Origin of the sequence: Sulfitobacter sp. 1A12157 (assembly GCF_043557345.1) — a bacterium.
Taxonomy (GTDB): domain Bacteria; phylum Pseudomonadota; class Alphaproteobacteria; order Rhodobacterales; family Rhodobacteraceae; genus Sulfitobacter.
On record NZ_JBIFFV010000002.1, the window covers coordinates 512,287 to 535,359 of the forward strand.

The 23,073-nt window shown below is 62.4% G+C and carries 25 protein-coding genes; 8 read left to right on the plus strand and 17 right to left on the minus strand.

The genetic code is table 11. The features are described 5' to 3' along the window. Positions 1-145 precede the first annotated feature (145 nt). Together ACGYLC_RS06465 and phaR are read left to right on the plus strand one after the other, a co-directional pair. Positions 146-589 (plus strand): phasin family protein, encoded by a 444-nt coding sequence (locus ACGYLC_RS06465; protein WP_394400142.1) that lies wholly within the window; start codon positions 146-148, stop codon positions 587-589. A 143-nt stretch (positions 590-732) separates the two neighbouring features. Continuing rightward, positions 733-1,281, plus strand: a complete 549-nt coding sequence (gene phaR, locus ACGYLC_RS06470; RefSeq protein WP_394422227.1) for a polyhydroxyalkanoate synthesis repressor PhaR — start codon at positions 733-735, stop codon at positions 1,279-1,281. A 31-nt stretch (positions 1,282-1,312) separates the two neighbouring features. Here phaR and ACGYLC_RS06475 read toward each other — a convergent pair whose 3' ends face one another. From ACGYLC_RS06475 to secG, 15 genes are all read right to left on the minus strand, one after another. Further along, positions 1,313-2,491: a DegT/DnrJ/EryC1/StrS family aminotransferase gene (locus tag ACGYLC_RS06475; protein WP_394422228.1), complete on the minus strand. Its 1,179-nt coding sequence runs from the start codon at positions 2,489-2,491 to the stop codon at positions 1,313-1,315. Positions 2,492-2,695: 204 nt separating this feature from the next. After that, a complete protein-coding gene (locus tag ACGYLC_RS06480; protein ID WP_394422229.1) occupies positions 2,696-4,000 on the minus strand; it encodes an NAD(P)/FAD-dependent oxidoreductase in 1,305 nt (434 codons plus the stop codon). Between the two features lie 14 nt (positions 4,001-4,014). Further along, on the minus strand, positions 4,015-5,376 hold the full coding sequence (locus tag ACGYLC_RS06485; protein WP_394422230.1) for a glutamine synthetase family protein: 1,362 nt from the start codon (positions 5,374-5,376) through the stop codon (positions 4,015-4,017). Then, positions 5,376-6,065, minus strand: a complete 690-nt coding sequence (locus tag ACGYLC_RS06490) for a type 1 glutamine amidotransferase (RefSeq protein WP_394400132.1) — start codon at positions 6,063-6,065, stop codon at positions 5,376-5,378. Before ACGYLC_RS06490 ends, ACGYLC_RS06485 begins: the two co-directional genes overlap by 1 nt. A 10-nt stretch (positions 6,066-6,075) precedes the next feature. Then, complete coding sequence (locus ACGYLC_RS06495; RefSeq protein ID WP_394422231.1) at positions 6,076-7,410, minus strand: glutamine synthetase family protein; 1,335 nt, start codon at positions 7,408-7,410, stop codon at positions 6,076-6,078. 104 nt (positions 7,411-7,514) lie between these two features. Continuing rightward, entirely contained in the window at positions 7,515-8,321 is an 807-nt protein-coding gene (locus tag ACGYLC_RS06500; protein WP_394422232.1) for an ABC transporter permease, read from the minus strand. After that, a complete protein-coding gene (locus ACGYLC_RS06505) occupies positions 8,318-9,202 on the minus strand; it encodes an ABC transporter permease (protein WP_394400126.1) in 885 nt (294 codons plus the stop codon). The genes ACGYLC_RS06500 and ACGYLC_RS06505 overlap by 4 nt, the downstream gene beginning before the upstream one ends. Before the next feature lie 109 nt (positions 9,203-9,311). Continuing rightward, positions 9,312-10,049 (minus strand): transporter substrate-binding domain-containing protein, encoded by a 738-nt coding sequence (locus tag ACGYLC_RS06510; protein ID WP_394422233.1) that lies wholly within the window; start codon positions 10,047-10,049, stop codon positions 9,312-9,314. 24 nt (positions 10,050-10,073) lie between these two features. After that, the gene (locus ACGYLC_RS06515; protein WP_209219002.1) at positions 10,074-10,850 is read right to left on the minus strand and encodes an ABC transporter ATP-binding protein; all 777 of its coding nucleotides are present in this window, start codon (positions 10,848-10,850) and stop codon (positions 10,074-10,076) included. A 111-nt stretch (positions 10,851-10,961) separates the two neighbouring features. Further along, positions 10,962-11,402 (minus strand): TerB family tellurite resistance protein, encoded by a 441-nt coding sequence (locus tag ACGYLC_RS06520; RefSeq protein WP_394422234.1) that lies wholly within the window; start codon positions 11,400-11,402, stop codon positions 10,962-10,964. A 36-nt stretch (positions 11,403-11,438) separates the two neighbouring features. Further along, positions 11,439-11,876 (minus strand): TerB family tellurite resistance protein, encoded by a 438-nt coding sequence (locus ACGYLC_RS06525; protein ID WP_394400120.1) that lies wholly within the window; start codon positions 11,874-11,876, stop codon positions 11,439-11,441. Between the two features lie 84 nt (positions 11,877-11,960). Continuing rightward, positions 11,961-12,254 carry a DUF1330 domain-containing protein gene (locus tag ACGYLC_RS06530; protein WP_067261008.1) on the minus strand — a complete coding sequence of 98 codons (294 nt, stop codon included), beginning with the start codon at positions 12,252-12,254 and terminating at the stop codon, positions 11,961-11,963. Between the two features lie 3 nt (positions 12,255-12,257). Then, complete coding sequence (locus ACGYLC_RS06535; protein WP_394422235.1) at positions 12,258-13,049, minus strand: 23S rRNA (adenine(2030)-N(6))-methyltransferase RlmJ; 792 nt, start codon at positions 13,047-13,049, stop codon at positions 12,258-12,260. A gap of 318 nt (positions 13,050-13,367) precedes the next feature. Beyond that, positions 13,368-15,011 (minus strand): CTP synthase, encoded by a 1,644-nt coding sequence (locus tag ACGYLC_RS06540; RefSeq protein WP_067262354.1) that lies wholly within the window; start codon positions 15,009-15,011, stop codon positions 13,368-13,370. A 179-nt stretch (positions 15,012-15,190) separates the two neighbouring features. Further along, entirely contained in the window at positions 15,191-15,556 is a 366-nt protein-coding gene (secG, locus tag ACGYLC_RS06545; RefSeq protein ID WP_067262351.1) for a preprotein translocase subunit SecG, read from the minus strand. 343 nt (positions 15,557-15,899) lie between these two features. On the opposite strand from secG, the gene nthA reads away from it, so the two are divergent. The 5 genes from nthA (at position 15,900) to ACGYLC_RS06570 (ending at position 19,119) form a co-directional block, all read left to right on the plus strand. Further along, the gene (gene nthA / locus ACGYLC_RS06550) at positions 15,900-16,517 is read left to right on the plus strand and encodes a nitrile hydratase subunit alpha (protein ID WP_394422253.1); all 618 of its coding nucleotides are present in this window, start codon (positions 15,900-15,902) and stop codon (positions 16,515-16,517) included. Continuing rightward, a complete protein-coding gene (gene nthB / locus ACGYLC_RS06555; RefSeq protein ID WP_394422236.1) occupies positions 16,514-17,188 on the plus strand; it encodes a nitrile hydratase subunit beta in 675 nt (224 codons plus the stop codon). Before nthA ends, nthB begins: the two co-directional genes overlap by 4 nt. After that, positions 17,185-17,511 (plus strand): nitrile hydratase accessory protein, encoded by a 327-nt coding sequence (locus tag ACGYLC_RS06560; protein WP_394422237.1) that lies wholly within the window; start codon positions 17,185-17,187, stop codon positions 17,509-17,511. The genes nthB and ACGYLC_RS06560 overlap by 4 nt, the downstream gene beginning before the upstream one ends. An 80-nt stretch (positions 17,512-17,591) precedes the next feature. After that, complete coding sequence (locus ACGYLC_RS06565) at positions 17,592-18,887, plus strand: adenylosuccinate synthase (protein WP_394422238.1); 1,296 nt, start codon at positions 17,592-17,594, stop codon at positions 18,885-18,887. 4 nt (positions 18,888-18,891) lie between these two features. Next, a complete protein-coding gene (locus ACGYLC_RS06570) occupies positions 18,892-19,119 on the plus strand; it encodes a DUF2842 domain-containing protein (protein ID WP_394422239.1) in 228 nt (75 codons plus the stop codon). Between the two features lie 58 nt (positions 19,120-19,177). On the opposite strand, the gene ACGYLC_RS06575 is transcribed toward ACGYLC_RS06570, so the two are convergent. After that, positions 19,178-21,301 (minus strand): hypothetical protein, encoded by a 2,124-nt coding sequence (locus ACGYLC_RS06575; RefSeq protein ID WP_394422240.1) that lies wholly within the window; start codon positions 21,299-21,301, stop codon positions 19,178-19,180. 53 nt (positions 21,302-21,354) lie between these two features. On the opposite strand from ACGYLC_RS06575, the gene ACGYLC_RS06580 reads away from it, so the two are divergent. Further along, complete coding sequence (locus tag ACGYLC_RS06580) at positions 21,355-22,050, plus strand: thiamine diphosphokinase (protein ID WP_394422241.1); 696 nt, start codon at positions 21,355-21,357, stop codon at positions 22,048-22,050. On the opposite strand, the gene ACGYLC_RS06585 is transcribed toward ACGYLC_RS06580, so the two are convergent. Next, a complete protein-coding gene (locus tag ACGYLC_RS06585) occupies positions 21,986-22,912 on the minus strand; it encodes a DMT family transporter (protein ID WP_394422242.1) in 927 nt (308 codons plus the stop codon). The two genes, ACGYLC_RS06580 and ACGYLC_RS06585, sit on opposite strands and share 65 nt — an antisense overlap. Positions 22,913-23,073: the final 161 nt, after the last annotated feature.

The following is a 23,073-nucleotide window of genomic DNA, read 5'->3' on the forward strand; positions in this document are numbered from 1 at the left end:
TACGTAATCCAAATCCCCTGCGGCCCCATGCTGCAATGCAGAAAAAACCTTGAAATGCTGCGCTGCGGCATCTATATTGTGGTCAGACGCGAAACGGACGGGTCTCCCCGCTCCCTTGCCACAGTAGCATTAAAAGGATTGAGACATGACCAAGACACCTGACATGACCGCGATGTTCAAAGACGTTCTGGGCGCTTTCCCGGTGGATAACGCCGCCATGCAAGACGCATTCAAAAACACCGCCACCCTGAACGAAAAACTCTCCGGCGTTGCCTTCGACGCGGCCGAAAAATCCGCCGACATCTCCACCGCCTGGACCAAAGAGACGCTGGCCCGCCTGACCGAGATGACCAAGGTCAAAGCCGAGCCCACGGATTACGCCAAAGCGATGACCGATTTCGCCTCCGCCTCCGCCGAATCCGCGGCCGAGCATATGGCCGCCTTCGCCGAGATCGCGAAAAAGGTTCAGATGGACACCGTTGAGCTGATGATGTCGGCTGGCAAAGACCTGCAAAGCGACGCCAAAGCCGCCACCACCGAAGGCGTGGCCGCCGCACAGGCTGCCGCCAAGAAAGCGACAGTGAAATAAATCCGAGGCTGGGCTTTCCAGCGCCGCGGAATGCTTAAAGAAAGGGCAGGTCCAGACGGGCCTGCCCTTTTGTCATGCGCTCTTTCTATTTGCCGGTCCCTGTCCTAAGCTGCGATGCAGCACCATTGGTCGGGAGTAACATCATGGCGGACAAACCGAAGCCCTTGCTGATAAAACGCTACGCCAGCCGCAGGCTCTACAACACCGAAACAAGCGATTATGTCACGCTGGAGGATATTGCCGGTTTCATCCGCGATGGCCGCGAGGTCCAGATCGTCGATCTGAAATCCGGCGATGACCTGACACGGCAGTATCTGTTGCAAATCATCGCCGAACACGAAAGCCGGGGCGAAGCCGTTTTGCCGGTCGATGTGCTGACCGATCTGGTGCGCAGCTATATGTCGGGCAATGTCTCGGTGGTGCCGCAGTTTCTGCAGGCCTCCTTCGCCATGCTGCGCGATGGCCAGTCCAAGGCGATCGAAAACATGAGCGCGATGAACCCGATGGCCAAGATGCCCGGCATGGAAGCGATGCAAGCGCAGCAAGAAGCCTTTATAAAGGCGATGACCGGCGGCTGGGCCAAATCAACCACGCCAGAGCCGCCCAAACAACAGGCCGAACAGGGTGACGATCTGGACGCGATCAAAAAGCAGTTGGCAGAGCTGCAGGACAAACTGTCAAAGCTGAACTAACCTCGGAAGAAGCGGGCGTCGCGCGCCCGCCTCAGGCCGCCTGCGCCTCGGCCAGATCCGCCAACGCGCCCAGGATCACATCCGCCACGGCGTCGATCTCCTTCAGTGTCAATTGCACCGGCAGCCGCACGTCGCAGGCCCGCATCAGCATGGCGCGGGTGCGCGGCAGCTCGGGCAGGTCTTTGATAAATTGCCAGTTCCAAAAGGCGCGGGCGTTGTCGGTGCTCTGGCCAAAGACCTGCACCTTCACCCCCGCCGCTTCCGCCGCTGCCGCGAAAGCGCGGGTGCTGGTGTCAGAAAGGCCCACCAGATTGAACTGGATCGAATCTGGCGCGCGGGTCTCACCGGGCAGGGGGCTCGGCACCTCGATCAATGCGGAGGCCGCCAGCCGTGCCGCCATGTGATCGTGATTGCGCAGCCCATCGGCCACCCGGCGCGGCAAATGCGGCAATTGTGGCCGGATGATCGCAGCCGAAAGGTTGGACATGCGCAGATTGTACAGCGGCAGCCGGTTCTGCCATTTGGCAAAGCTGTCTTGCAGGGCCGCGTGTTTCTTCCAATTATGCTCATAGGCGCCCGACATGATGATCGCCCGCGCCACCAGATCGGCGTCATCGGTGATCAAGATACCGCCTTCGCCCGCGTTGATCATCTTGTAGGACTGGAAAGAAAAGCAGCCGATCTTGCCAATCGTCCCGATTTTCCGCCCCCGCCAAAGCGTGCCCAACGAATGGGCGGCGTCTTCGATCACCGGCACGCCAGCAGCCTCGCAAAGCTCCATGATCGCATCCATATCCGAGGTATGCCCCCGCATATGGCTGATGATCACGGCCCGAACGCCCGGCAGTTTGGCAGCGAAATCCTCCAAATCCACGCGGTAATTCTCGCCCACTTCACAAAGCACCGGCGCGCAGCCTGCGTGGATCACCGCAGAAGGAACGGCGGCAAAGGTGAACCCCGGGATCAACACCGGCGCAGCGTCCGGCAGGTCCAAAGCAAGCAGCGACAGAAACAGCGCGGCCGAACAGGAGGACACGGCCAGCGCATATTCACTGCCCATCATCTGCGCAAATTCGACCTCCAAGAGGGAAACAGGCGCATCCTTGGCCGCAGTATAGCGAAAAAGATCGCCACTTTGCAAAAGCGCCGCGATGGCGGCCTCCGCTTCGGCAGGGATCGGTTCGGCACGGTGCATGTCGGGCAAAGCCATATTTCAAAATCCTGAATAATGATTTCCAGAATAGTAAAACAAACGCCTGCGCAAACCAAGGGGGATGCCTCCACGACAGGCCACTCCCTCCTCCCCTTCATCCTTTCTCAAATACCCTCGGGGGAATCGCGCCCAAGGCGCGATGGGGGCAGAGCCCCCGTACTTCTCCACCCAACCAAACCCGCGCTACCGCTTAGGGCGAAGTCAAAACCCCAACCGATCCCGCGTCGCATACCAAAGCATCGCAAGCACCAAGAGCGGACTGCGCAGAGAGGCCCCGCCGGGGAAAGCCTGTGTCGGGATCGCGGCCATCGTGTCGAAACCCGCGGCATCGCCTTCGATCGCCTTGGCCATCAGATAGCCTGCATGGGTCGCGGTCCCGACACCGTGACCGGAATAGCCCGAGGCCGTAAGGATGTTCGGCGCAAGCCGTGCCACATAGGGCAGGCGTTTCATCGTGATGCCAAGTGTGCCGCCCCAAGCGTAGTCGATTTTCACGTCTTTCAACTGCGGAAAGACCTGCGACATCGGTTTGCGCACCTTTGCGGCGATATCCTGCGGGAAGCGATAGCCATAGCTCTCGCCACCGCCAAACAGCAGCCGCCCGTCGTGCGACAGGCGAAAATAATTCACCACGAAACGGCTGTCGGCCACGGCCACGTCGCGGGGCAGCACGTCTTTCACGCGCGCGCCCAAGGGTTCGGTCGCGGCGATGAAATTGTTGATCGGCATGACCCTCGCGGCCACATCGCCGTTGAGCTTGCCCAGATAGCCGTTGCAAGCCAGCACCACATGATCGGCGCTGACACTGCCGGTGGCGGTTTGCACCAGCGCCTTGCTGCCTTCGACGATGTTCTCGGCAGGGCTTGTCTCATGGATGCGCACGCCCGCCGCGGCAGCGGCGCGGGCAAGGCCAAGGGCATAGTTCAAGGGGTGCAAATGCGCGGCCCCCATATCAAGCACGCCGCCCTTGTAGTCGGGCGAAGGGCAGACCGATTGCAGCGCGGCGTGATCCAACACTTCGATCTGGTCATAGCCATAGCGCTTTTGCAGATGCTCGGCATAATCGTGCAGATGGCGCACGCCAGATGCGCTTGAGCCGGTCCAGGCCACGCCGGGCTTCAGATGGCAATCAATCTCATGTTTCGCGATCAGGGATTTGACCAGCTCCTTGGCCTCTTCGCCCATCTGCCACAGCTTGGCGGCATGGTCCTCGCCCAGCATCTTTTCGAGGCCGTCCTGCTCGACGCGCTGGCCCGAGCCCAATTGCCCGCCATTGCGACCCGAGGCGCCAAAGCCTACGCGTTGCGCGTCCAAAAGCACCACGTCATAGCCCGCTTCGGCCAGATGCAGCGCGGCGGAAAGCCCGGTGTAGCCGCCGCCAACGACACAGACATCAGCCTTCGTATCGCCCTGAAGCGGCGGGTAGGCCGCGTGTTTCGTGGCGGTGGCGGCGTACCAGCTGGTGGGGTACTGGCCTGGCGTGTCATTGGCATAAAGCAGGTTCATCGGGCCTCCGGGCGTTAGACGTTCATCAGCAGATGTTCACGTTCCCAAGGTGAGATGACCTGTAGGAACTCCTCATATTCCGCCCGTTTCACGATGGAATAGACGCGGGCGAACTCCGGGCCCAAAGCCTCATGCAGCTCTGTCGCCTCCTCAAAAAGGTCGAGCGCTTGGCCCAGAACCTGCGGAATATCCCCTTCGCCGACATAGGCGTCGCCCTTGAATTCGGGCAGCGGGTCTTTTTGCTGGATCAGCCCCAGATAGCCGCAGGCGAGGCTGGCGGCGATGCCGAGGTAGGGGTTGCAGTCCATACCGGCAAGGCGGTTCTCCACCCGGCGCGACTTTGGCCCTGAGAGCGGCACGCGGATGCCCGTGGTGCGGTTGTCGCGGCCCCATTCAAGGTTGATCGGCGCGGCGTGATCTTTGACATAGCGGCGGTAAGAATTGACATAGGGCGCGATCACGGCGAGCGCGCTTGGCATGTGGTTTTGCAAACCGGCGATGAAATGGCGGAAGCGGGCGGTCTCTTCCCCCTCGCCATCGACAAAGATGTTCTCGCCGGTTTCCACGTCCAGCACCGAATGGTGGATATGCATCGCGCTGCCCGGCTCATCGGCGATGGGTTTGGCCATGAAGGTGGCATAGCACTCATGTCGCATCGCCGCTTCGCGGATCAGCCGTTTGAAATAGAACACCTCATCCGCCAGCCGCACGGGATCACCATGCTGCAGGTTGATCTCAAGCTGGCCTGCGCCGCCCTCTTGGGTGATGCCGTCGATCTCGAAACCCTGCGCCTCGGCAAAGTCGTAGATGTCGTCGATCACGGGGCCAAATTCATCCACCGCGGTCATCGAATAGGCCTGCCGCGCCGCCGCCGGGCGGCCCGAGCGGCCCATCATCGGCAGGATTTCCTTGGCCGGGTCGATGTTGCGGGCCACAAGGAAGAACTCCATCTCGGGGGCCACGACCGGCTCCCACCCCTTGTCGCGGTAAAGCTGCACCACGCGTTTGAGCACATTGCGCGGCGAATAGGCCACCGGTTCTCCCTCGCGGTCATAGGCGTCGTGGATGACCTGAAGCGTCCAGTCCCCGGTCCAAGGGGCGGCGGTGGCCGTCTCCATATCCGGGCGCAGGATCATGTCTTTTTCGATGAAGCCTTCCTCGCCCGCCGCTTCGCCCCATTCGCCGGTGATGGTCTGGTAGAAGATGCTGTCAGGCAGGTGGAAATATTCCTGCCGCGCGAATTTCGACGCCGGGACGGCCTTGCCCCGGGCGATGCCGGGCAGGTCGGGGATGATACATTCCACTTCGTCCAGACGCCGGCCCTCAAGATAGGCGCGCGCCGCTTCGGGTAGTGCTTCTGTCCAATCCTCGGCCATCAGGCCCTCTCTTTCCTGTTGTCTTTAAAGAATGCGGCCATTTGGTCCGCGATTTTATGGTTGTCGATGGGGCCGCCCAGGGCGGCGGTGGCCTGTTCCAGCAGATGCTCGGGCACCACGCCCTTGCCACGGGTTTTGATCAACCCGTCGATGAAGTCATGGCCGAATTCGGGGTGCGGCTGCACCGTCCAGATACGGTCGTCATAGGCCAGCGCCGCATAGGCGCAAAAGTCCGAAGAGGCGACGACGCGCGCCCCTTCGGGCAGGTCCACGATCTGATCCTGATGCCAAGCGTTCAGCGCCAGTTTCTCACCGTCCATGTCGTATTCGGTGCGGCCAATGGACCAGCCGTTGGTGAATTTCTCGACCTTGCCGCCGAGCGCTTGGGCGATGATCTGATGCCCAAAGCAGACACCGACCATTGGGCGGCCATCAGCGTAGGTCTGCCGGATGAACTCTTCCAGCGGCGGGATCCAATCGTGATCCTCATAAGCGCCGTGTTTCGATCCGGTGATCAGCCAGCCGTCCGCCTGCGTCACGCTGTCGGGCAGGATGCCATCGACGACCGACCAGATTTGAAAGTCAAACCCGTGGCCATCCAGCAGTTTGGTGAACATCTCCCCATAGTCGCCGAGCTGTTCGCGGAAATCATCGGGGGAGTGGCCGGTTTGCAGAATGCCAATTTTCATGTGTCACCTGTTACACAGTGTCGAGATAGATCTCGACCTGTTCCTCTGGGGTCAATTCCTGCATGTAATGCAATTCCTGACGCTTGGTCAGCACGAAGTTACGGATCATCTCGGGTGCGAAGATCCGCGCGACATGGGGGCAGCTTTCAAACAGGTCGATGGCGGTTTTCCAGTCGCTCGGCATGCGCGGCAAGTCGGCGGCATAGGCATTTCCGGTGATCGGGGCGGGCGGCTCAAGCGCATCTTCGATCCCGTTGAGGGCCGCACCCAGCACGGCGGCGAGCATCAGATAGGGGTTCACATCCCCGCCCGAGACGCGGTGTTCGATGCGCCGCGCCTTGGGGCTGCCCGAGGGGATGCGGATCGCGGCGGTGCGGTTCTCATAGGCCCAGCAAACCCCGGTGGGCGCATGGGATTCCGGCACCATTCGGTCAAAGCTATTGGCATGCGGGCAAAAGACCAGCGCCGAGCCCTGCATCGCGTTCATGCAGCCCGCCACGGCGTGGCGCAGCGTATCGGTGCCCTTCGGCCCGCCATCGTCGAAGATGTTGTCGCCCTTTTCATCCAGTACCGAGAAATGCGTGTGCAGGCCGGAGCCGGAGTAATCCTCGTAGGGTTTCGCCATAAAGCTTGCGGCAAAGCCGTGGCGCCGGGCCAGACCCTTGACCAGCATCTTGAACAGCCAAGCGTCATCGGCGGCGCGCAGGGCGTCGTCGCAATGCATGAGGTTGATCTCGAACTGGCCCAGACCCGCCTCGGAAATGGCGGTGTCGGCGGGGATGTCCATCTCTTCGCAGGCGTCATAAAGATCGGTGAAGAACAGATCGAACTGATCGAGCGCGCGGATCGACATGGTCTCGGCCGCCTTGCGCCGCTTGCCCGACCGGGGCGAGACGGGCACCTGAAGGTTGCGGCCCGAATCGTCGATCAGGAAGAATTCCAGCTCAACGGCACAGACCGGCGTCAGCCCGCGCGCCTTGTAACGGTCGAGCACCGCGCGCAGCGCATGGCGCGGATCGCCGGGGTAGGGGCGGCCATCTTCGCGGAACATCCAGATCGGCAGCAGGGCCGAGGGCGCGTCGAGCCAAGGCATCGGCATGAAGCCCCGCTCGGTCGGTTTCAGCACGCCATCCGCATCGCCCGTTTCGAACACCAGCGGGCTGTCGTCGATATCCTCACCCCAGATATCGAGGTTCAGCACCGAGACGGGAAAGCGGGTGCCGTCGGTCGTGACCTTATCGGCAAAGCGCGAGGGGATGCGCTTGCCCCGCGCTTGGCCGTTGAGGTCGGCGGCGGCCACACGAATGGTGCGGACCTGAGGATTTTTGCGAAGCCAGTTGTTCATACATCACCTGAAAGGGCGGTGGGCATGTCACAAAGCGGTTCGCCCGGAGAGGGGCAAAAGCGGTTGGCGCCCACGCGCCGCGTAATTTGATCAAATAATGGATACTACCGGATCAAATTAGGACGCAAGCGAATTTTACGGCGTTGGGCCTGTGGAAGGTGCCGGTTGAGGCGGGAATTGATCAAACCGAAGACGCCGATGATGCAAAGCGTCAGAAGGATGAAATAACCGGCAAGAATGGGATAGGGGACAAAGGGGTTGAAGGTTTTGTCCGCGAAATAGCTGGCGTAGTAGAGCGCATCGCCGCGCTGTTGCCATGCCGGGAAACCGCTGAAAAACACCAGTGTCGTGGCGTGAAACAGAAAAATCGCCTCGTTCGTATAGGCGGGCCAAGCGAGCCGCAGCGAGGTGGGCCAGATCACCCGACGAAAGCGTGACCAACCCGACAGACCATAGGCATCCGCAGCCTCCACATCGCCCTTGGGGATGGACTGCAGCGCGCCGTAAAAAATTTCGCCCGAATATGCGGCAGTGTTGAGAAAGAGCACGATCAACGCGCCCAGCCATGCCGCTGTGAAGGGGCCGAAAAAGGCGTATTCGGATTTCAGCGACAGAAACAGGAAGTAGCCAAAGAAGAACTGGATGAAGAGCGGCGAGCCACGGAAGATGAAGATGAACCATTCCGCAGGTTTGCGGAACCACGGGTTCGCGCTGGCCTTGCCGACGCCAAGTGCCGTGGCGAAGAAAAAGCCGGTCAGCAGGGCAACGACGCCGAAATAGACGTTCCAGATCATGCCCGAGCCAATCAGCGTGAACTGCTCGCAAAGCGTGAAGTCGTCGCGCGGCAGCAGCCGTTCGCCATAGCCAAGGGACCGCAGACCGTAGTCCTGAATCGTTTGCAGACAGCTCATGCGCCGGCCCTCCGCTGGGCTTCGCCGCCGGTGGTGGCTTGGCCGCGTGTCAGTCGTTTCATCAGACGGTCCAACGTGATCTCGGAAATGCGGGTGAAGAGAAGGTAGAACACCAGCAGCGCGAGGAAGTACCACATGCGCCAGTCAGGATGCGGGTAATCGGTAAAGCGGGGCGTCTTGGTGCCGCCCAGCTCACGCGCCCAATAGACGATATCCTCGACACCCAGCAAAAACAGCAGCGGCGTGGCCTTGATCAGCACCATCCACAGGTTGCTGAGGCCCGGAAGCGCATAGACCCACATCTGCGGCACCAGGACGCGCCAGAAGGTCTGGCGGTGGGTCATGCCATAGGCTTCGGCGGTTTCAAGCTGCGCCTTTGGCACGGCCCGCATGGCTCCGAAAAGCACATTGGCCGCAAAAGCGCCGAAAACGATGGCGAAGGTAAAGACGGCGAGGCTGAAACCATAGGTCTCATGCACCCATTGCGCGGCATTGCCCAGGGGCATCTTGGCCTCTTGGCAGACCACGAAGTCGCTGCCTTGGCGGATCGGCATGTCCCAATCCGGGCAGAGCACCTTGTGGCGCAGGTATTCGATGCCCTGATCCAAGGCGATGACGAAAAACAGAAAGAAAGCGATATCGGGCACACCGCGCACCAGCGCGATATAGCCCTTGCCGAACCAGCTGAGTGGCGCAAACCGCGCGCGCGCCATCATGGCCCCGCCAAAGCCGAAGGCCAGCGCCACGGGCGCGGTCACGGCGAGCAGCATCAAGACCTTGAGGAAGGAGATGTAGAACGACATATGAACGCCGGTTGTCAGATAACAGGCGGTCCAGAACCAGTCGTCCAGGATCGATGGATCAGAGCAGAAAGAAAACATGGGCCCCCATGGGCTGGTCCGCGCGAGGGTGCCGCGCGAGGGCTGATCCGCGCGAGCGGTGCCGCGCGAGGAGGGTCAGGCGCGCCACCGGGGCGCGCCTGAGGTTGGATCACTCGTAGACGTTGGTGTCGTCGCCGAACCACTTTTTCAGCAGTTCGTTCAACGAGCCGTCTTCCTTCATCTCGGTGATGACCGCGTCAAAGGTTTCAAGCAGTTCGCCGTCCGACTGGCGCAGCGCCATGCCGATGCCTTCGCCAAGCGGCACGTCATCGCCCACGAACATCAGCTCACCGCCGGATTCCTCGACGACCGGCACAAGGTAATCCTTGTCGGCAAAGACTGCGTCGGCTTCGCCATTGCGCACGGCGGCAACGGTCTCTTCCGGGGTCGCGAATTCGATCAGCGTGGCGCCACTTTCGGCAACATGTGCGGCCTGAATGGTGGCTGTCTGACCAGCAACAACGCCGCCTTCGATATCCGCATCTTCAGATGCCGCGACATAGGCGGAAGCGGTGGGAGGGTAGTAGTCCTGCGTGAAGGCCACGACTTCGCGACGCTCATTGGTGATGCTCATCCCGGCCATGATGTTGTCATAGTTGCCCGACACGAGGTTGGGGATGATGCTGTCCCAGTCGTTCTTGACCCATTCGCAGGTCAGTTCAGCGCGCTTGCACAGCTCGTCGCCCAGCTCACGCTCGAACCCGTCGACTTCGCCGGCGTCGTTGATGAAGTTGTAGGGGGGGTAGGCGCCCTCGGTGCCCATGCGGATGGTCTTGCCATGGGCTTCGGCCATCGCGAAGCCAGCGGTCATGCTGAGCGCGGCACTTGCCAGTAGGATCTTTTTCATTTGGTAACTCCCTTTGGTTCTTGTTTACGCAGGCTGGGTTGCCGAAAGGAACCCACGCAGACGTTCCGATTTGGGCGCGCCAAAGACTTCTTCGGGCGTCCCTTGTTCTTCGATCAGACCTTGATGCAAAAAGACGACATGATCGCTGACATCGGCGGCCAGTTTCATGTCATGGGTCACGATCACCATCGTGCGCCCCTCTGCGGCCAGATCCTTGATAACCTTGACGACTTCCTGCTCCAACTCGGGGTCGAGCGCACTGGTGGGTTCATCGAACAGCAGCGCCTCGGGCTCCATGCAGAGTGCGCGGGCGATGGCGGCGCGCTGTTGCTGCCCACCGGAGAGCTGGGCGGGATAGACATCGCATTTGTCGCCGATGCCGACCTTTTCCAGATAGCCGCGCGCGGCGCGCTCCACCTCGGCCCGGTCGCGGCCCAGCACGGTCAGCGGCGCTTCCATCACGTTTTGCAGGATCGACATATGCGCCCAGAGATTGAACTGCTGGAAGACCATCGACAGGTTGGTGCGGATGCGCAGCACCTGTTTGGCGTCCGCCGGGCAGCGCTGGTGGCCGTCGCCTTTCCAACGCACCGGCTCGCCCTTAAAGATCACCTCGCCCTGCTGGCTGTCCTCCAACAGGTTGCAGCAGCGCAAAAGGGTCGATTTGCCCGAGCCGGAAGACCCGATGAGCGAGATCACATGGCCACGCGGGGCGGTCAGATCGACCCCTTTGAGAACCTCCAGCGCGCCATAGGCCTTGTGGAGGTTCTTAATCTGGATAACCGGGGTGTCTGTGGTCACGGAAACTGTCGCCAATCTGTCATTTCAGTGCGCTATAAAGCGACGAATCGACGGAAATTGCAACGCAGAGTTTGACCCGCGTTGCATCGCGGCATCGGTGCTGACGCTCGGTCAGCTTTCCTTGGCGACGCGCTGGCGCGCCATGGCGCTGTCGGTATCGGTGACGCCAAGGAGGTTCGACACCAGCCGCAGCAGCGCGTCCTCTTCATCGGAACGGCTTCCGTCGGCCAGAACCACCTGCCAAAGCGCTTCGATGACCTCTAGCCGGTGCTCGTAGGGCACCGCATCCTTGATCGCACGGGTAAAGCGCACGGTGTCGGGGGCTTGCGCCTCAAGCGCCTCGGCCTCTTTACGCAGGGCGGTGGCGTCGGTCTCGTTCAGGCCGTAACGCTCGGCCGCGATCCGGTCGATCAGACGCCGCTCGCTCATCGCGTAGTCATTGTCGGACCGGGCGATCCGCACCAAAAGCGCGGTCAGCGCGAGGCGGGCGTCATTGTCGGCCAATGGATCGGGTTCGGGCTGGGTTAGCCGGTTGAGAAAGTCACCAAACATATATGCGTCATCATCCTGCTGCGGGAAAAGGGAATGTCATAGCTCGTTCAAAGCGTTGGCGCGGGCCGCGGCCATATCCTCATCCGACAGGCCGAGGGCGGTTTCGATGGCGACAAGCTGAATCTCCTCGTCATCGTTGCGCGCGCCATCCGAAAGGGCTACCTGCCACATCGCCTCGCCCAATGCCTTGCGGTCGGCATAGTCGACCTCTTCGCGCAGAATGCGGGTGAACTCCGGCGTGCCGGGGGCGTCGCGCTCAAGCGCTTCGCAGGTGGCACGCAGTTTCGCGGCCTCGATGGGTTTCAGGCCAAAGGTCTGCGCGAGAATGCGGTCGATCTGGCCAATCTCAGAGGCGCGGTAGTTGCGGTCGGCAAAGGCCACGCGCACCAAAAGCGCGCCCAGTGCCAGTTGGGCATTGGGCTGCGGCAAAGGTTTCGGCTGTGCCTTGCGGCGGGGGAACAGTCGGTTCAGCATGGGGCTCACTTATCGCAGGAAACAGGGTCGCCATAGAGGAAACTGCGCATCGGGGGCGCAGGTTCCTGCAAGGGGCCAGATGGGCTAGCCGTCATAGCCCTCAACGATCACCAAAGACCCGTCCGCGACGTTCAGCCGGATGTCTTTTGCACGCTGGTAGCCGGGGCTTTCGTAGCAGGCGACCGCATCGGCGTAGCTGTCGAATTCCAAAACAACGGTGCGGGCGCGCATCTGCCCTTCGCGGATCTGCTGGGTACCACCGCGGACAAGGAAGCGCGCGCCGTAATCCGCAAAGGGTTTGGCATTGGCGGCACGGTATTTGTCGTAAATCGCGGTATCGTGGATATCCATGGTGGCGATCCAATAGCCCTTTGGCATCTGTTATCTCTCCTGTTGGGTCAAAGTGGCGAAACGGGCGGTGAGGTTCTGTGCCTCATTGTCGAGCCCGTAGGGGGGATTGATCACGAACATGCCCGAGCCGACCATACCATGACCGGGCCGCGCGGGCGGAAAGCGCACTTCGTGGCGCAGCGCATCGGGGTGGTTGGCGGTAAGCTTGTCGAGCATCGGTACATGCGCGCGGTTTGTCAGGATCGGATACCACAGGGCGATGATGCCCACGTTCCACGCGCGGTTGAGTTTGGCGATCTGGCGCGGAATGGTCTCGTAATCGGTTTTGATCTCGTAAGAGGGGTCGATCAGCAGCATCCCCCGGCGCGGTGTTGGCGGGGTCAGGGCAAAGGCCATCTCGAATCCGTCGCTGAGGTGGCATTTCGCGGGGTAGGGCGACATCGCTAGATCAAGGGCGCTGTGCTCTTGCGGGTGCAACTCGGCCAGATGGATGCGATCATCGGGGCGCAGCAGTTTCGCGGCCAACAGCGGAGAGCCGGGGTAGGCGCGGGGGCCGTGGGCCTCGCGCAGCGCTTCCAGAACCTGCCTGTAGGGATGATCGGGGGCGAACCAATCGCGCACCTTGTCGATGCCCTGCCGCGCTTCGCCGGTCTTTTCCGCCGCCGCATCCGACAGGTCATAAAGCGCCCGCCCTGCATGGGTTTCCAGATAGGTGAGCGGTTTGTCCTTGCGGGCGAGATAGGACAGCATCCACGACAAAAGCGCATGTTTCTGCACGTCTGCAAGGTTTCCGGCGTGGTAGATGTGTTGATAGCTCAGCATGGCCTAGCTGTAGCGGAGTGGTTGGCGGGTGCAACGCGAAAGAGGGGGAGCCAAGGGCCAGCGCCTGTCCGCGGGTGGGCGAACCAAACCGCGATCCATGCCACTTTATGGTGCTACCGTGATGTGTTCTCGCAGAAGTACGCGCCCGTCGCGAAATCGCCTACCCGACGCACCGCAGGTGCGCCGAATGAATGATGGCATGCCTACGGCGTGGCGGGCGGGCAGGCGATGGCCCGGCGCCTGCGGCTTGATTCCGGGTCTCTTAGTGGTTGCCCGGCAGAAAAAAGGCCCGGCGCAAAACGCACGGGCCTCAAAAGCTTATACCAACCGCGAGACATCCTTGGCGGCGCGCACGAAATCCTTGAACAGCGGATGCGGGTCGAAGGGCTTGGACTTCAGCTCAGGGTGGAACTGAACGCCAATGAACCACGGGTGATCCGACCATTCGACGATCTCAGGCAGCTTGCCGTCGGGAGACATGCCCGAGAACTTCAGCCCGGCCTTCTCAAGCTGGTCCTTATAGGCGATGTCGACCTCATAGCGATGGCGGTGACGCTCGTCGATGGTGGTGGTGCCATAGGCTTCGGCCACGCGCGACCCTTCGACCAGCGTCGCGTCATAGGCCCCCAAACGCATGGTGCCGCCCTTGTCGTCATCGACTTTGCGCGCCACTTTGTGGTTGCCCTGAACCCATTCCTTGAGGTGATAAACCACCGGCTCGAAACGCTTTTTACCGGCTTCATGGTCGAATTCCTCCGACCCTGCCGTTTTCAGGCCCGCCACGTTCCGCGCCGCTTCGATCACGGCCATCTGCATCCCAAGGCAGATGCCCAGATAGGGCACCTTATGCTCGCGGGCATATTGCGCGGCTTTGATCTTGCCCTCGGTCCCGCGCTCTCCAAAGCCGCCGGGGACGAGGATCGCGTGGAACCCTTCGAGATGCGGACCGGGGTCTTCGCTGTCGAAAATCTCGGCGTCGACCCATTCAACTTTGACCTTGACCCGGTTCGCCATGCCGCCATGGGTCAGCGCCTCGGCGATGGATTTATAGGCGTCTTCAAGCTGGGTGTATTTGCCGACGATGGCGACTTTGACTTCGCCCTCGGGGTTGTAGATGCGGTCGGCCACATCTTCCCAACGCGACAGGTTCGGCTTGGGCGCGGGGGTGATCTGGAAAGCATCCAGAACCGCCTGATCCAGCCCCTCGCGGTGATAGGCGAGCGGAGCTTCGTAGATCGATTTCAGATCCTGCGCGGCGATCACCGAATCCGGGCGCACGTTGCAGAAGAGCGCCAGCTTCTCACGCTCCTTGGCCGGGATCGGCCCTTCGGAGCGGCAAACCAGAATGTCGGGCGCGATGCCGATGGAGCGAAGCTCTTTGACCGAGTGCTGCGTCGGCTTGGTCTTCAATTCGCCGCTGGCCTTTACGTAGGGCAGCAGCGTGAGGTGCATGAAGATACACTGACCGCGCGGCTTGTCTTGGCTGAACTGACGGATCGCCTCGAAGAAGGGGAGACCTTCGATATCGCCCACGGTGCCGCCGATTTCGCAAAGCATGAAATCGACCTCATCATCGCCGATGTCGATGAAGTCTTTGATTTCATTTGTAACGTGGGGGATCACCTGAATGGTCTTGCCCAGATAATCGCCGCGGCGCTCTTTCTCTAGCACGGTGGAGTAGACCCGGCCCGAGCTGATGCTGTCGGTCTTCCGCGCGGCGACGCCGGTGAAACGCTCGTAATGCCCAAGGTCGAGGTCGGTCTCTGCGCCATCATCGGTGACGAAGACCTCGCCATGCTCGAAGGGCGACATCGTGCCGGGATCGACGTTCAGATAGGGGTCCAGCTTGCGCAGACGCACCGAAAAACCGCGTGCCTGAAGCAAGGCACCCAAAGCCGCCGAGGCCAGACCCTTGCCCAGCGACGAGACCACACCGCCTGTGATGAAGATATAGCGTGCCATGTGATCGGAGACCCCCGTGAATTCAAAGTTTGTTGCAGGCAAAAACCAGCCAAACGCGTTGCGGAAAACCGCAACACCACGGGATTTAAGCCTTACAGGATTCGTGCGTTTGAGGCAAGGCCCGCCGCAACATACAGTTGCGGAACCGGGCCGTGCCTCAAGGTTTTGTGTTCGTTAGGTTAATCGGCTGCAGGGACCAGCGGTGTGTTGCCATCCGCGGAAGGCGGCAGCAGATCGTCGCCCGCGGGCAGGGCTGGGCTGCCATCTTGGCTCTGGGCGGGCGGTGTCGCGCTCAGCCGGTCGATGACCGACGAGCCTGCGGATTTTTCCGCCGCGATGATGGTCAGCGTGATCGAGGTGGCGATAAAACCGGCTGCAAGCGCCCATGTCACCTTGCCCAGTGCGGTGGCTGCCGCGCGGCCCGAAACGGCACCGCCGCCACCTCCGCCCATGCCAAGGCCGCCGCCCTCGGACCGTTGCAGAAGTACCACGGCGATCAGGCCAAGAGCCAGAATCAGGTGAATGATCAGAACGACATTTTCCATGGGTACGACAGCTTTCGGTTTTGGTTGGCGGGTATCTATTCGTCTTTGCCCATGGGGGCAAGGGTGGATTGCCGCCGGGGGGGGGGATCGCATCAGGAGGGGGAGGCCTAAGGGATCAAAGGCACGAGCAAAGACCGCCGCATGGGGGCGACGGTCTTTTGAAGCAGTACTCAACCACAATATATAAGAGGGCTATCCTGGAATTAAGGTGGTGCAGACTCGCTTCGTACCCTCACTATAGCATGAAATGCGGGCAAATTCGCCCATATTCTTTGCAGAGAAATGAAGGGATTGCCCCTGATCGGCGATGGACAGCCGAGTGCCGCTGGGGCAGTCTGCCGCCATGCCACATGATCATTCGGACCACGACCACCCCCATGCCCTGCTGCCGCCCGAGCCCGCGCTCAGGGTCAAGGCGCTAGAGACACTGCTGACGGCCAAGGGGCTAATTGACCCCGCCGCCTTGGATGAGATCATCGACACCTATGAGAACCGCATCGGGCCGCGCAACGGGGCCGAGGTTGTCGCCCGCGCCTGGAGCGATCCTGATTTTCGCGCGGCGCTGCTTGAGGATGCGACCGCCGTAGTGGCCGAGATGGGGTTCTTCGGGCGGCAGGGCGAACATATGGTCGCGGTGGAGAATACGGAGGAGGTGCATAACATCGTCGTTTGCACCCTATGTTCCTGCTATCCTTGGCCGCTTTTGGGCATCCCGCCGGGCTGGTATAAATCCGATGCCTACCGCGCCCGCGTGGTGCGCGAGCCGCGCAAGGTGCTGGCTGAATTCGGCGTCGACCTGCCCGACGAGACCGCCGTGCGCGTTTGGGATTCGACGGCTGAGGTGCGCTATCTGGTGATCCCGCAACGCCCGGCGGGAAGCGACGGCATGGAGGTCGCAGCACTGGCCGATCTTGTCACCCGTGACAGTATGATCGGCACCGGATTGGCCAAAGCGCCATGACCCGCGTGCATGACATGGGCGGGCGTTTCGGCCACGGCGCGGTGACGCCCGAGGGCGAAGACGTGGTCTTTCACGCCGATTGGCACCGCCGCGCGCTGGCGCTGACCTTGGCCACGGGAACACTGGGCAAATGGAACATCGACGTGTCGCGCCATGCCCGCGAATGTCTGGCCCCGACCGATTACATGCGGTTCAGCTATTACGAGAAATGGATCGCCGGGGTGGCCGATATGCTGGTCGCGCGCGGGGTGGTCAGCCGTGAGGAACTGTCGGGCAAAGCCGCGCCCACGCCCAGCCCGCTGGCGGAAAAGGCGCTGAAAGCGCCCCAAGTGGCCGGGGTGCTGGCCCGCGGTGGCCCGGCGGACCGCCCCTCGGATATCGCGCCGCTCTTTGCGCCGGGCGACAGGGTCGTCACCCGCAAGCAGCCGGAAAACACCATTGTTCCGGGCGGGCACACCCGGCTGCCCGCCTATGCCGCGGGCGCTTCAGGGCGGGTGCTGCGGCTGCATGGCACCCATGTTCTGCCTGACAGCAACGCCCATGATCTGGGCGAGGCGCCAGAGCCGCTTTACGCGGTGGCCTTCCCGGCCTCTGAGCTTTGGGCGCATCCCGAACATCCCCGCGATGAGGTCGTGCTGGACCTGTGGCAAAGCTATTTGGCGGTCCCATGAGCGCCCCGGAACCCGTGTTCGAGGCGCCATGGCACGCGCAGCTCTTCGCGCTGACGGTGCATCTGAACGAGAGCGGTCTTTTCGACTGGTCCTTCTGGGCCGACCGCTTTGGCGCGACTTTGGCGCGCCACGGGCTGGCGCGGGCGCTGAACGGCGGGGAGGACTATTTCAACGCTTGGCTCGAAACCCTCGAAACCCTGTTGATCGACGCGGGCCATGCCCGCCCCGGTGATCTGCGCACCCTGCGCGATGGATGGGAGGCCGCCTATCTCAGCACCCCGCATGGCGACCCGGTGCATCTGAAGGCGGGGCAAAGCGTCTAAATCCGCTCCCGCGTTTTTTCGAGTTTCACACGCCTGCCACTGTCGCTATACGGGCGCGGGACATCGCAAAGGAATATATCATGGCCAATGTCGTCGTTGTCGGCGCCCAATGGGGTGACGAGGGAAAAGGCAAGATCGTTGACTGGCTCAGCGAACGCGCCGATGTGATCGCACGCTTCCAAGGCGGGCATAACGCGGGCCACACTCTGGTCATCGACGGCAAGGTCTACAAGCTGCATGCGCTGCCGTCGGGCGTGGTGCGCGGCGGCAAGCTGTCGGTCATCGGCAATGGCGTGGTGCTGGACCCGTGGCACCTGCTGAAAGAGATCGAGACGATCGAGGGGCAGGGCGTCGAAATCAGCCCCGAGAGCCTGATGATCGCGGAAAACACCCCGCTGATCCTGCCTTTCCACGGTGAGCTTGACCGCGCCCGTGAAGAGGCGGCGAGCAAGGGCACCAAGATCGGCACCACCGGACGCGGCATCGGGCCGTGCTATGAAGACAAGGTTGGCCGCCGCGCCATCCGCGTGGCCGATCTGGCCGACGCCGCGACACTGGAGGCCCGCGTCGACCGCGCGTTGCAGCACCACGACCCGCTGCGCAAGGGCTTGGGCGTCGAGGCCATCGACCGCGACGCGCTGATCGCGCAACTGCAAGAAATCGCACCGAAAATCCTGCGTTTCGCCGCCCCCGTCTGGAAGGTTCTGGCCGAGAAGCGCAAGGCGGGCAAGCGCATCCTTTTCGAAGGGGCACAGGGCGCGCTTCTCGACATCGACTTTGGCACCTATCCCTTTGTCACGTCGTCGAACGTGATCGCGGGGCAGGCGGCGACCGGCGTTGGCCTTGGCCCCACCGCCATCGACTATGTGCTAGGCATCGTGAAGGCTTACACCACCCGTGTCGGCGAAGGCCCTTTCCCGACCGAGCTTGAGGATGCGGATGGTCAACGTCTGGGCGAGCGCGGCCATGAGTTTGGCACCACCACCGGGCGCAAGCGCCGCTGTGGTTGGTTCGACGCGGCGCTGCTGCGCCAGACCTGCGCCACCTCCGGGATCACCGGCATCTGCCTGACCAAGCTCGACGTGCTTGATGGGTTCGAGACGCTGAAGGTCTGCGTCGGTTACGAGTTAGACGGCGAGCGGCTCGACTATCTGCCCACCGCCGCCGAGCAGCAGGCCCGTTGCACGCCGATCTACGAAGAACTGCCGGGCTGGTCCGAATCGACCGAAGGCGCGCGCAGCTGGGCCGATCTTCCGGCCAATGCGATCAAATACGTGCGCCGGGTCGAAGAGTTGATCCAATGCCCAGTGGCCCTCGTCTCGACTTCGCCGGAGCGGGAGGACACCATTCTGGTGACCGACCCTTTCGCGGACTGATCTGATGGCGCTGAGCTACAGAGCACGCCGCCGTTGGGCGCTGGTGATCCTGCTGATCGGGCTGCCGAGCTATATCGCCGTGGCGGTCTGGACGGTGGCCCAATTCGACCGCCCGCCGGTGCTGCTTGAGCTTGGCATCTACGTCGCCCTCGGCATCGTTTGGGCGCTGCCGTTCAAATTTGTCTTTCGGGGCATCGGACAGGCCGACCCCGATGCGGAAGATGATCGTTAGAACGCAATAAAAAAGCGCCCCGCGGGGCGCTTTTTCGTATCCAGCGGTGGGCCGTGGTTTAACCCACGGCGCGGTGATCGGGGCGGTAGCCGATTTCATCCGAGACGGTGAAACGCCCGCCTTTGATCTTTTCGATCTTGCCTGCGCGCAGCAACTGACCGAAAGAGCGCAGCCCGTCTTCGCGGGTGAAATCCGGCAACCCGATCGAGCGGACCTTGCCCATCAACTGCGGGCGAGAGAATTGGTCACGCCCCTCGACGAACGACATGTAAGATGCCGCCGCCTCAAGCAGTTCGGGCAGTTTGGTGGCGCCCATGTCGGCGGCGAAATCGGCAAAGCTTTCGGCGTCGGGGTTGGTCTTGACCGGCTCGACCACGGCGGCCACCCGGCGCGGACGCACGGGGCCGGCGCTGCGCAGCTTGTCGACATCAATGCGCTGCTCGGCCACCAGTTTCAGGGGTGCGGAGCGGGCATCGGCCTTGGGCCGTTCGGTCCGGGCCGGGCGGGTGACGGGGCGGCGCGGGCGGACCACATCGGCCAGATCTTCGCGGTAGGCGTCATCCGAGGTCGCGGTGGTGGCGCGGCCCCCCATCGCTTCGTCGGCTTTCTTGGCGGCCACGGCGGCGCGCAGATGGGCAAAGGCATCGCGGCGCGTGGTGCTTTCGGCCTCATCCATCTTGCTGTCGGTTTCCGCCATCAGGCGCGACATGTCGCGGTCGGCGTCATCGTCGATGGTGGGCAGGCTGTGACGGGCCGCTTGGGCGGGCGCGGGCCGCTCTTCGACCGGTTCCGCTGCGGCTTCGACCTCTTCGGGCTCTTCCTGAGCGGGCGCCGCTTCCGGCTCGGCCATCTCAACGGCAGGCGTCTCTTCGGCCTCTTCCGGGGCGGCGCCACCGAGTTCGGCTTCCAAAGCGGCCAATTCGCGGGCCAGTTCGTCTTCATCCTCGGGCGACAGGGAAGAGCTGCGCTTTTCCTCGGTTTTCGCGGCAGGCGCCTCTTGCGGTGCCGGGTCCGAAACCTCTTCGAGATCGCCCCGCGCCACAGCCGCTTCGAGATGTGCGCGCTTGACCTTGATCACGCGCCCTTTGCGCGGCAGGTCGGCGGCGTCGATCTCCGGTGCGGCTTCGGCTTCGGCCTCGGGCGCCTCATCGGCTTGGGCCTCGAACAGGCTCTCATCCGTCTCGGCGCTTTCCGCCTCATCCTCCTCTTCGCCCTCAAGCCGGTTGAGAATATCGGCAAGATCGTCGTCCTCGTCTTCCGCGGCCTCCTGTGCCATTTCGGTCGCCTCATCGGCCTCCAACGCGTCTTCGATGTCACGGCGGGCGGCGGCGATGGCGGCTTGGCTCTCTTCCGGCGCGGCTTGCGTTTCAGCGGTGGCGCGGGCCACGGGCGCAGCTTCTTCCTCGTCATAGCCAGCCGCTTCGTCTTCGTCCTGCTGGGCGACGACGGCACGGATGCGTTGCAGTTTTGCGGCGATGCTGTCGGCGGGCGCGGCACTTGTGGCGGGCAGATCTTCGACGCTGGCCTCCTGCGCTTCGTCCTCGAAATGGGAGTGCGGCTGCGGGCTGGCGGCAAAGAAGGCTTCGGCTTCGCTGGTCTCTTCTGTTTCGGCAACCGGCGCTGGCTCTGCGGCAGGCGTGGGCTCTTCAACGGCTTCTGCGATCTGCGCTTCCGGCGTGGCGGGCGCTTCCACCGCGGCAGTGTCGGCGATCTCAGCCTTGAGGGGGGCAGGCGCCTCTTCCTCAACCTGCGCAGGCGCTGCCGCGACGGCGGCTTGCGGTGCGGCGGCCTCGGCCTGAACCGGCGCGGCTGCGGGGGGCGCTTGGGCCGGGGCTTCGGCGCCTTGGTTCTCCAGAGCGCTCAGCACGATCTTGCCTTCCTGCTCACGGGCTTGCACCCGGCGGGAGACTTCGCGCTGTGCGATCCGGGCGAGCATCTCGGCATCGGGTTGCGGCGGTTCGGCACCGAAGTAACGGTCATCCGAGGCCAGATCGCGGAAATACTCGGCAATGGCCTTCATTGTGCCGAAGGAATCGTCGAAGCCTTCCAGCGTGCACGAAAAAGTGCCATAGGAGACCGTCAAGATTTTGTTGCTGTTCATCATCGGATGCTCGTCCTCTGCGGTGTTGCAGGTATCGTTTACCACGACGTCCAAGACCAAAGCGGCTCGAATCTGTGCCATTCAACGTATGATTTCAAGGCAAGATTAAGGCAGATTTCCAAAAGGGGCATTAATTGACCACTTCAGACTACATAGTTCGGGATAGGGGCGCCGTCACGTTGTTCGGCGGCGGAGAGGTCTTTGCAGGGGACATTAAAGCGGCGCTGGCGCTGGCCCCGACCTGCGTGGCGGCGGACAGCGGTGCTGCGGCGGCCGTGGCGGCTGGGGTGGAACTGGCGGCAGTCATCGGCGATCTGGATTCAGCCCCGGCAGAGGTCTTGGCCCAAATCCCGGCCGCGCGGTGCCACCGCATCGCCGAGCAAGAGAGCACCGATTTCGACAAGGCGCTGACGCGGATCGACGCTCCGCTTGTGCTCGGGGTCGGCTTTACCGGGGCGCGTTTGGATCATCAGCTTGCGGCTTTCAACACGCTCGCCACCCATCCGCATCACTCCTGCATCCTGTTGGGCGCGCATGAGATCGTGCTGCTCGCCCCGCCGCGGATCAGGCTGCCGACGGCGGCGGGAGATGTCGTCTCTCTCATGCCTCTGGCTCCGGTGACGGGGCGCAGCCAAGGGTTGGAATGGCCGATCGAGGGGCTGAATTTCGCGCCCGGTGGCCGGATCGGCACGTCGAACCGCGCCTTGGGGCCGGTCACGCTTGAGATCGACGGCCCAGATATGCTGCTGATCTTGCCGCGCCGTCTTATGGCGCCACTGGCGGCGCGACTGCTGCGGCCAGAGCACGCGCCGTGGCCCGCTCGCGCATGACGATGTAGAGCCCCGCACCGACGGTGATCAGAATGCCCAGCCCCGCCAGTGGGTTGGGCAGGTCGGAAAAGATCACCAGCCCAAGCAGCGTGGCAAAGGGAATTTCAAGATATTGCATCGGCGCTAATGTGGCCGACGGGGCAAAGCGCAGCGACCATGTCATCAAAAGATGCGCCACCGTGCCCAGCACCCCTATGCCGAGCAACAGGGTCCAGTCAAGCGCATCGGGCTGGATAAGCCGAAGCGGCGCGATCTGCGTCATGGTGCCAAGCGCGAGGAGCGGCAGGATCATCACCACCGCCATGACCCCGCTGACGGCCTGCAGGCTGATCGCATCGATCTCTTTCGCGATCTGGCGCGTCACCAGCATGAAGAAGGAAAAGACGACCGCCACGACGACCGGCAGCAACGCGGGCCAGCCGACATTGGCAAAGCTCGGCTGCACGATCAAAAGCGTGCCGAGAAAGCCCACGATGCTCGCGCCCAAACGTCTGGGGCCGACCTCTTCGTTCAGGATGAACTTGCCGAGCAGCAGCATGAAAAAAGGCATGACGAATGCGATGGCGACCGCATCTGCGAGGGGCAGGTATTTCAACGCGGTGAACATCGCCGCAATGCCCGCAATATGCAAAAGGGTGCGCAAAAAGGTCAGCCGCAACACCCGGCCCCGCATGTGCCAGATGCGCCCGGAGTACCAGACGAGGGGGATCAGAATCAGCGCCTGAATGGCAAAGCGCAGCAGCACCACCTGCCCCAAGGGGACCGAAGCGCCCAGCAGTTTGGCCACCGCATCGCCCACGGGCGCTACGATGCAGAAGCCCATCATAAGGGTTATTCCGACAAGGGGCCGATCCTGTTGCATTGCGTTACGCTAAGGAAGCTTTGTCACAAATGCAATTCTTGGTTGAAGTTTGGTTGCTGTTGTCCCGTGCTTTTTCTTAGAGGCAGAGGCAGAGGCAGAGGCAGAGGCAGAGGCAGAGGCAGAGGCAGAGGCAGAGGCAGAGGCAGAGGCAGAGGCAGAGG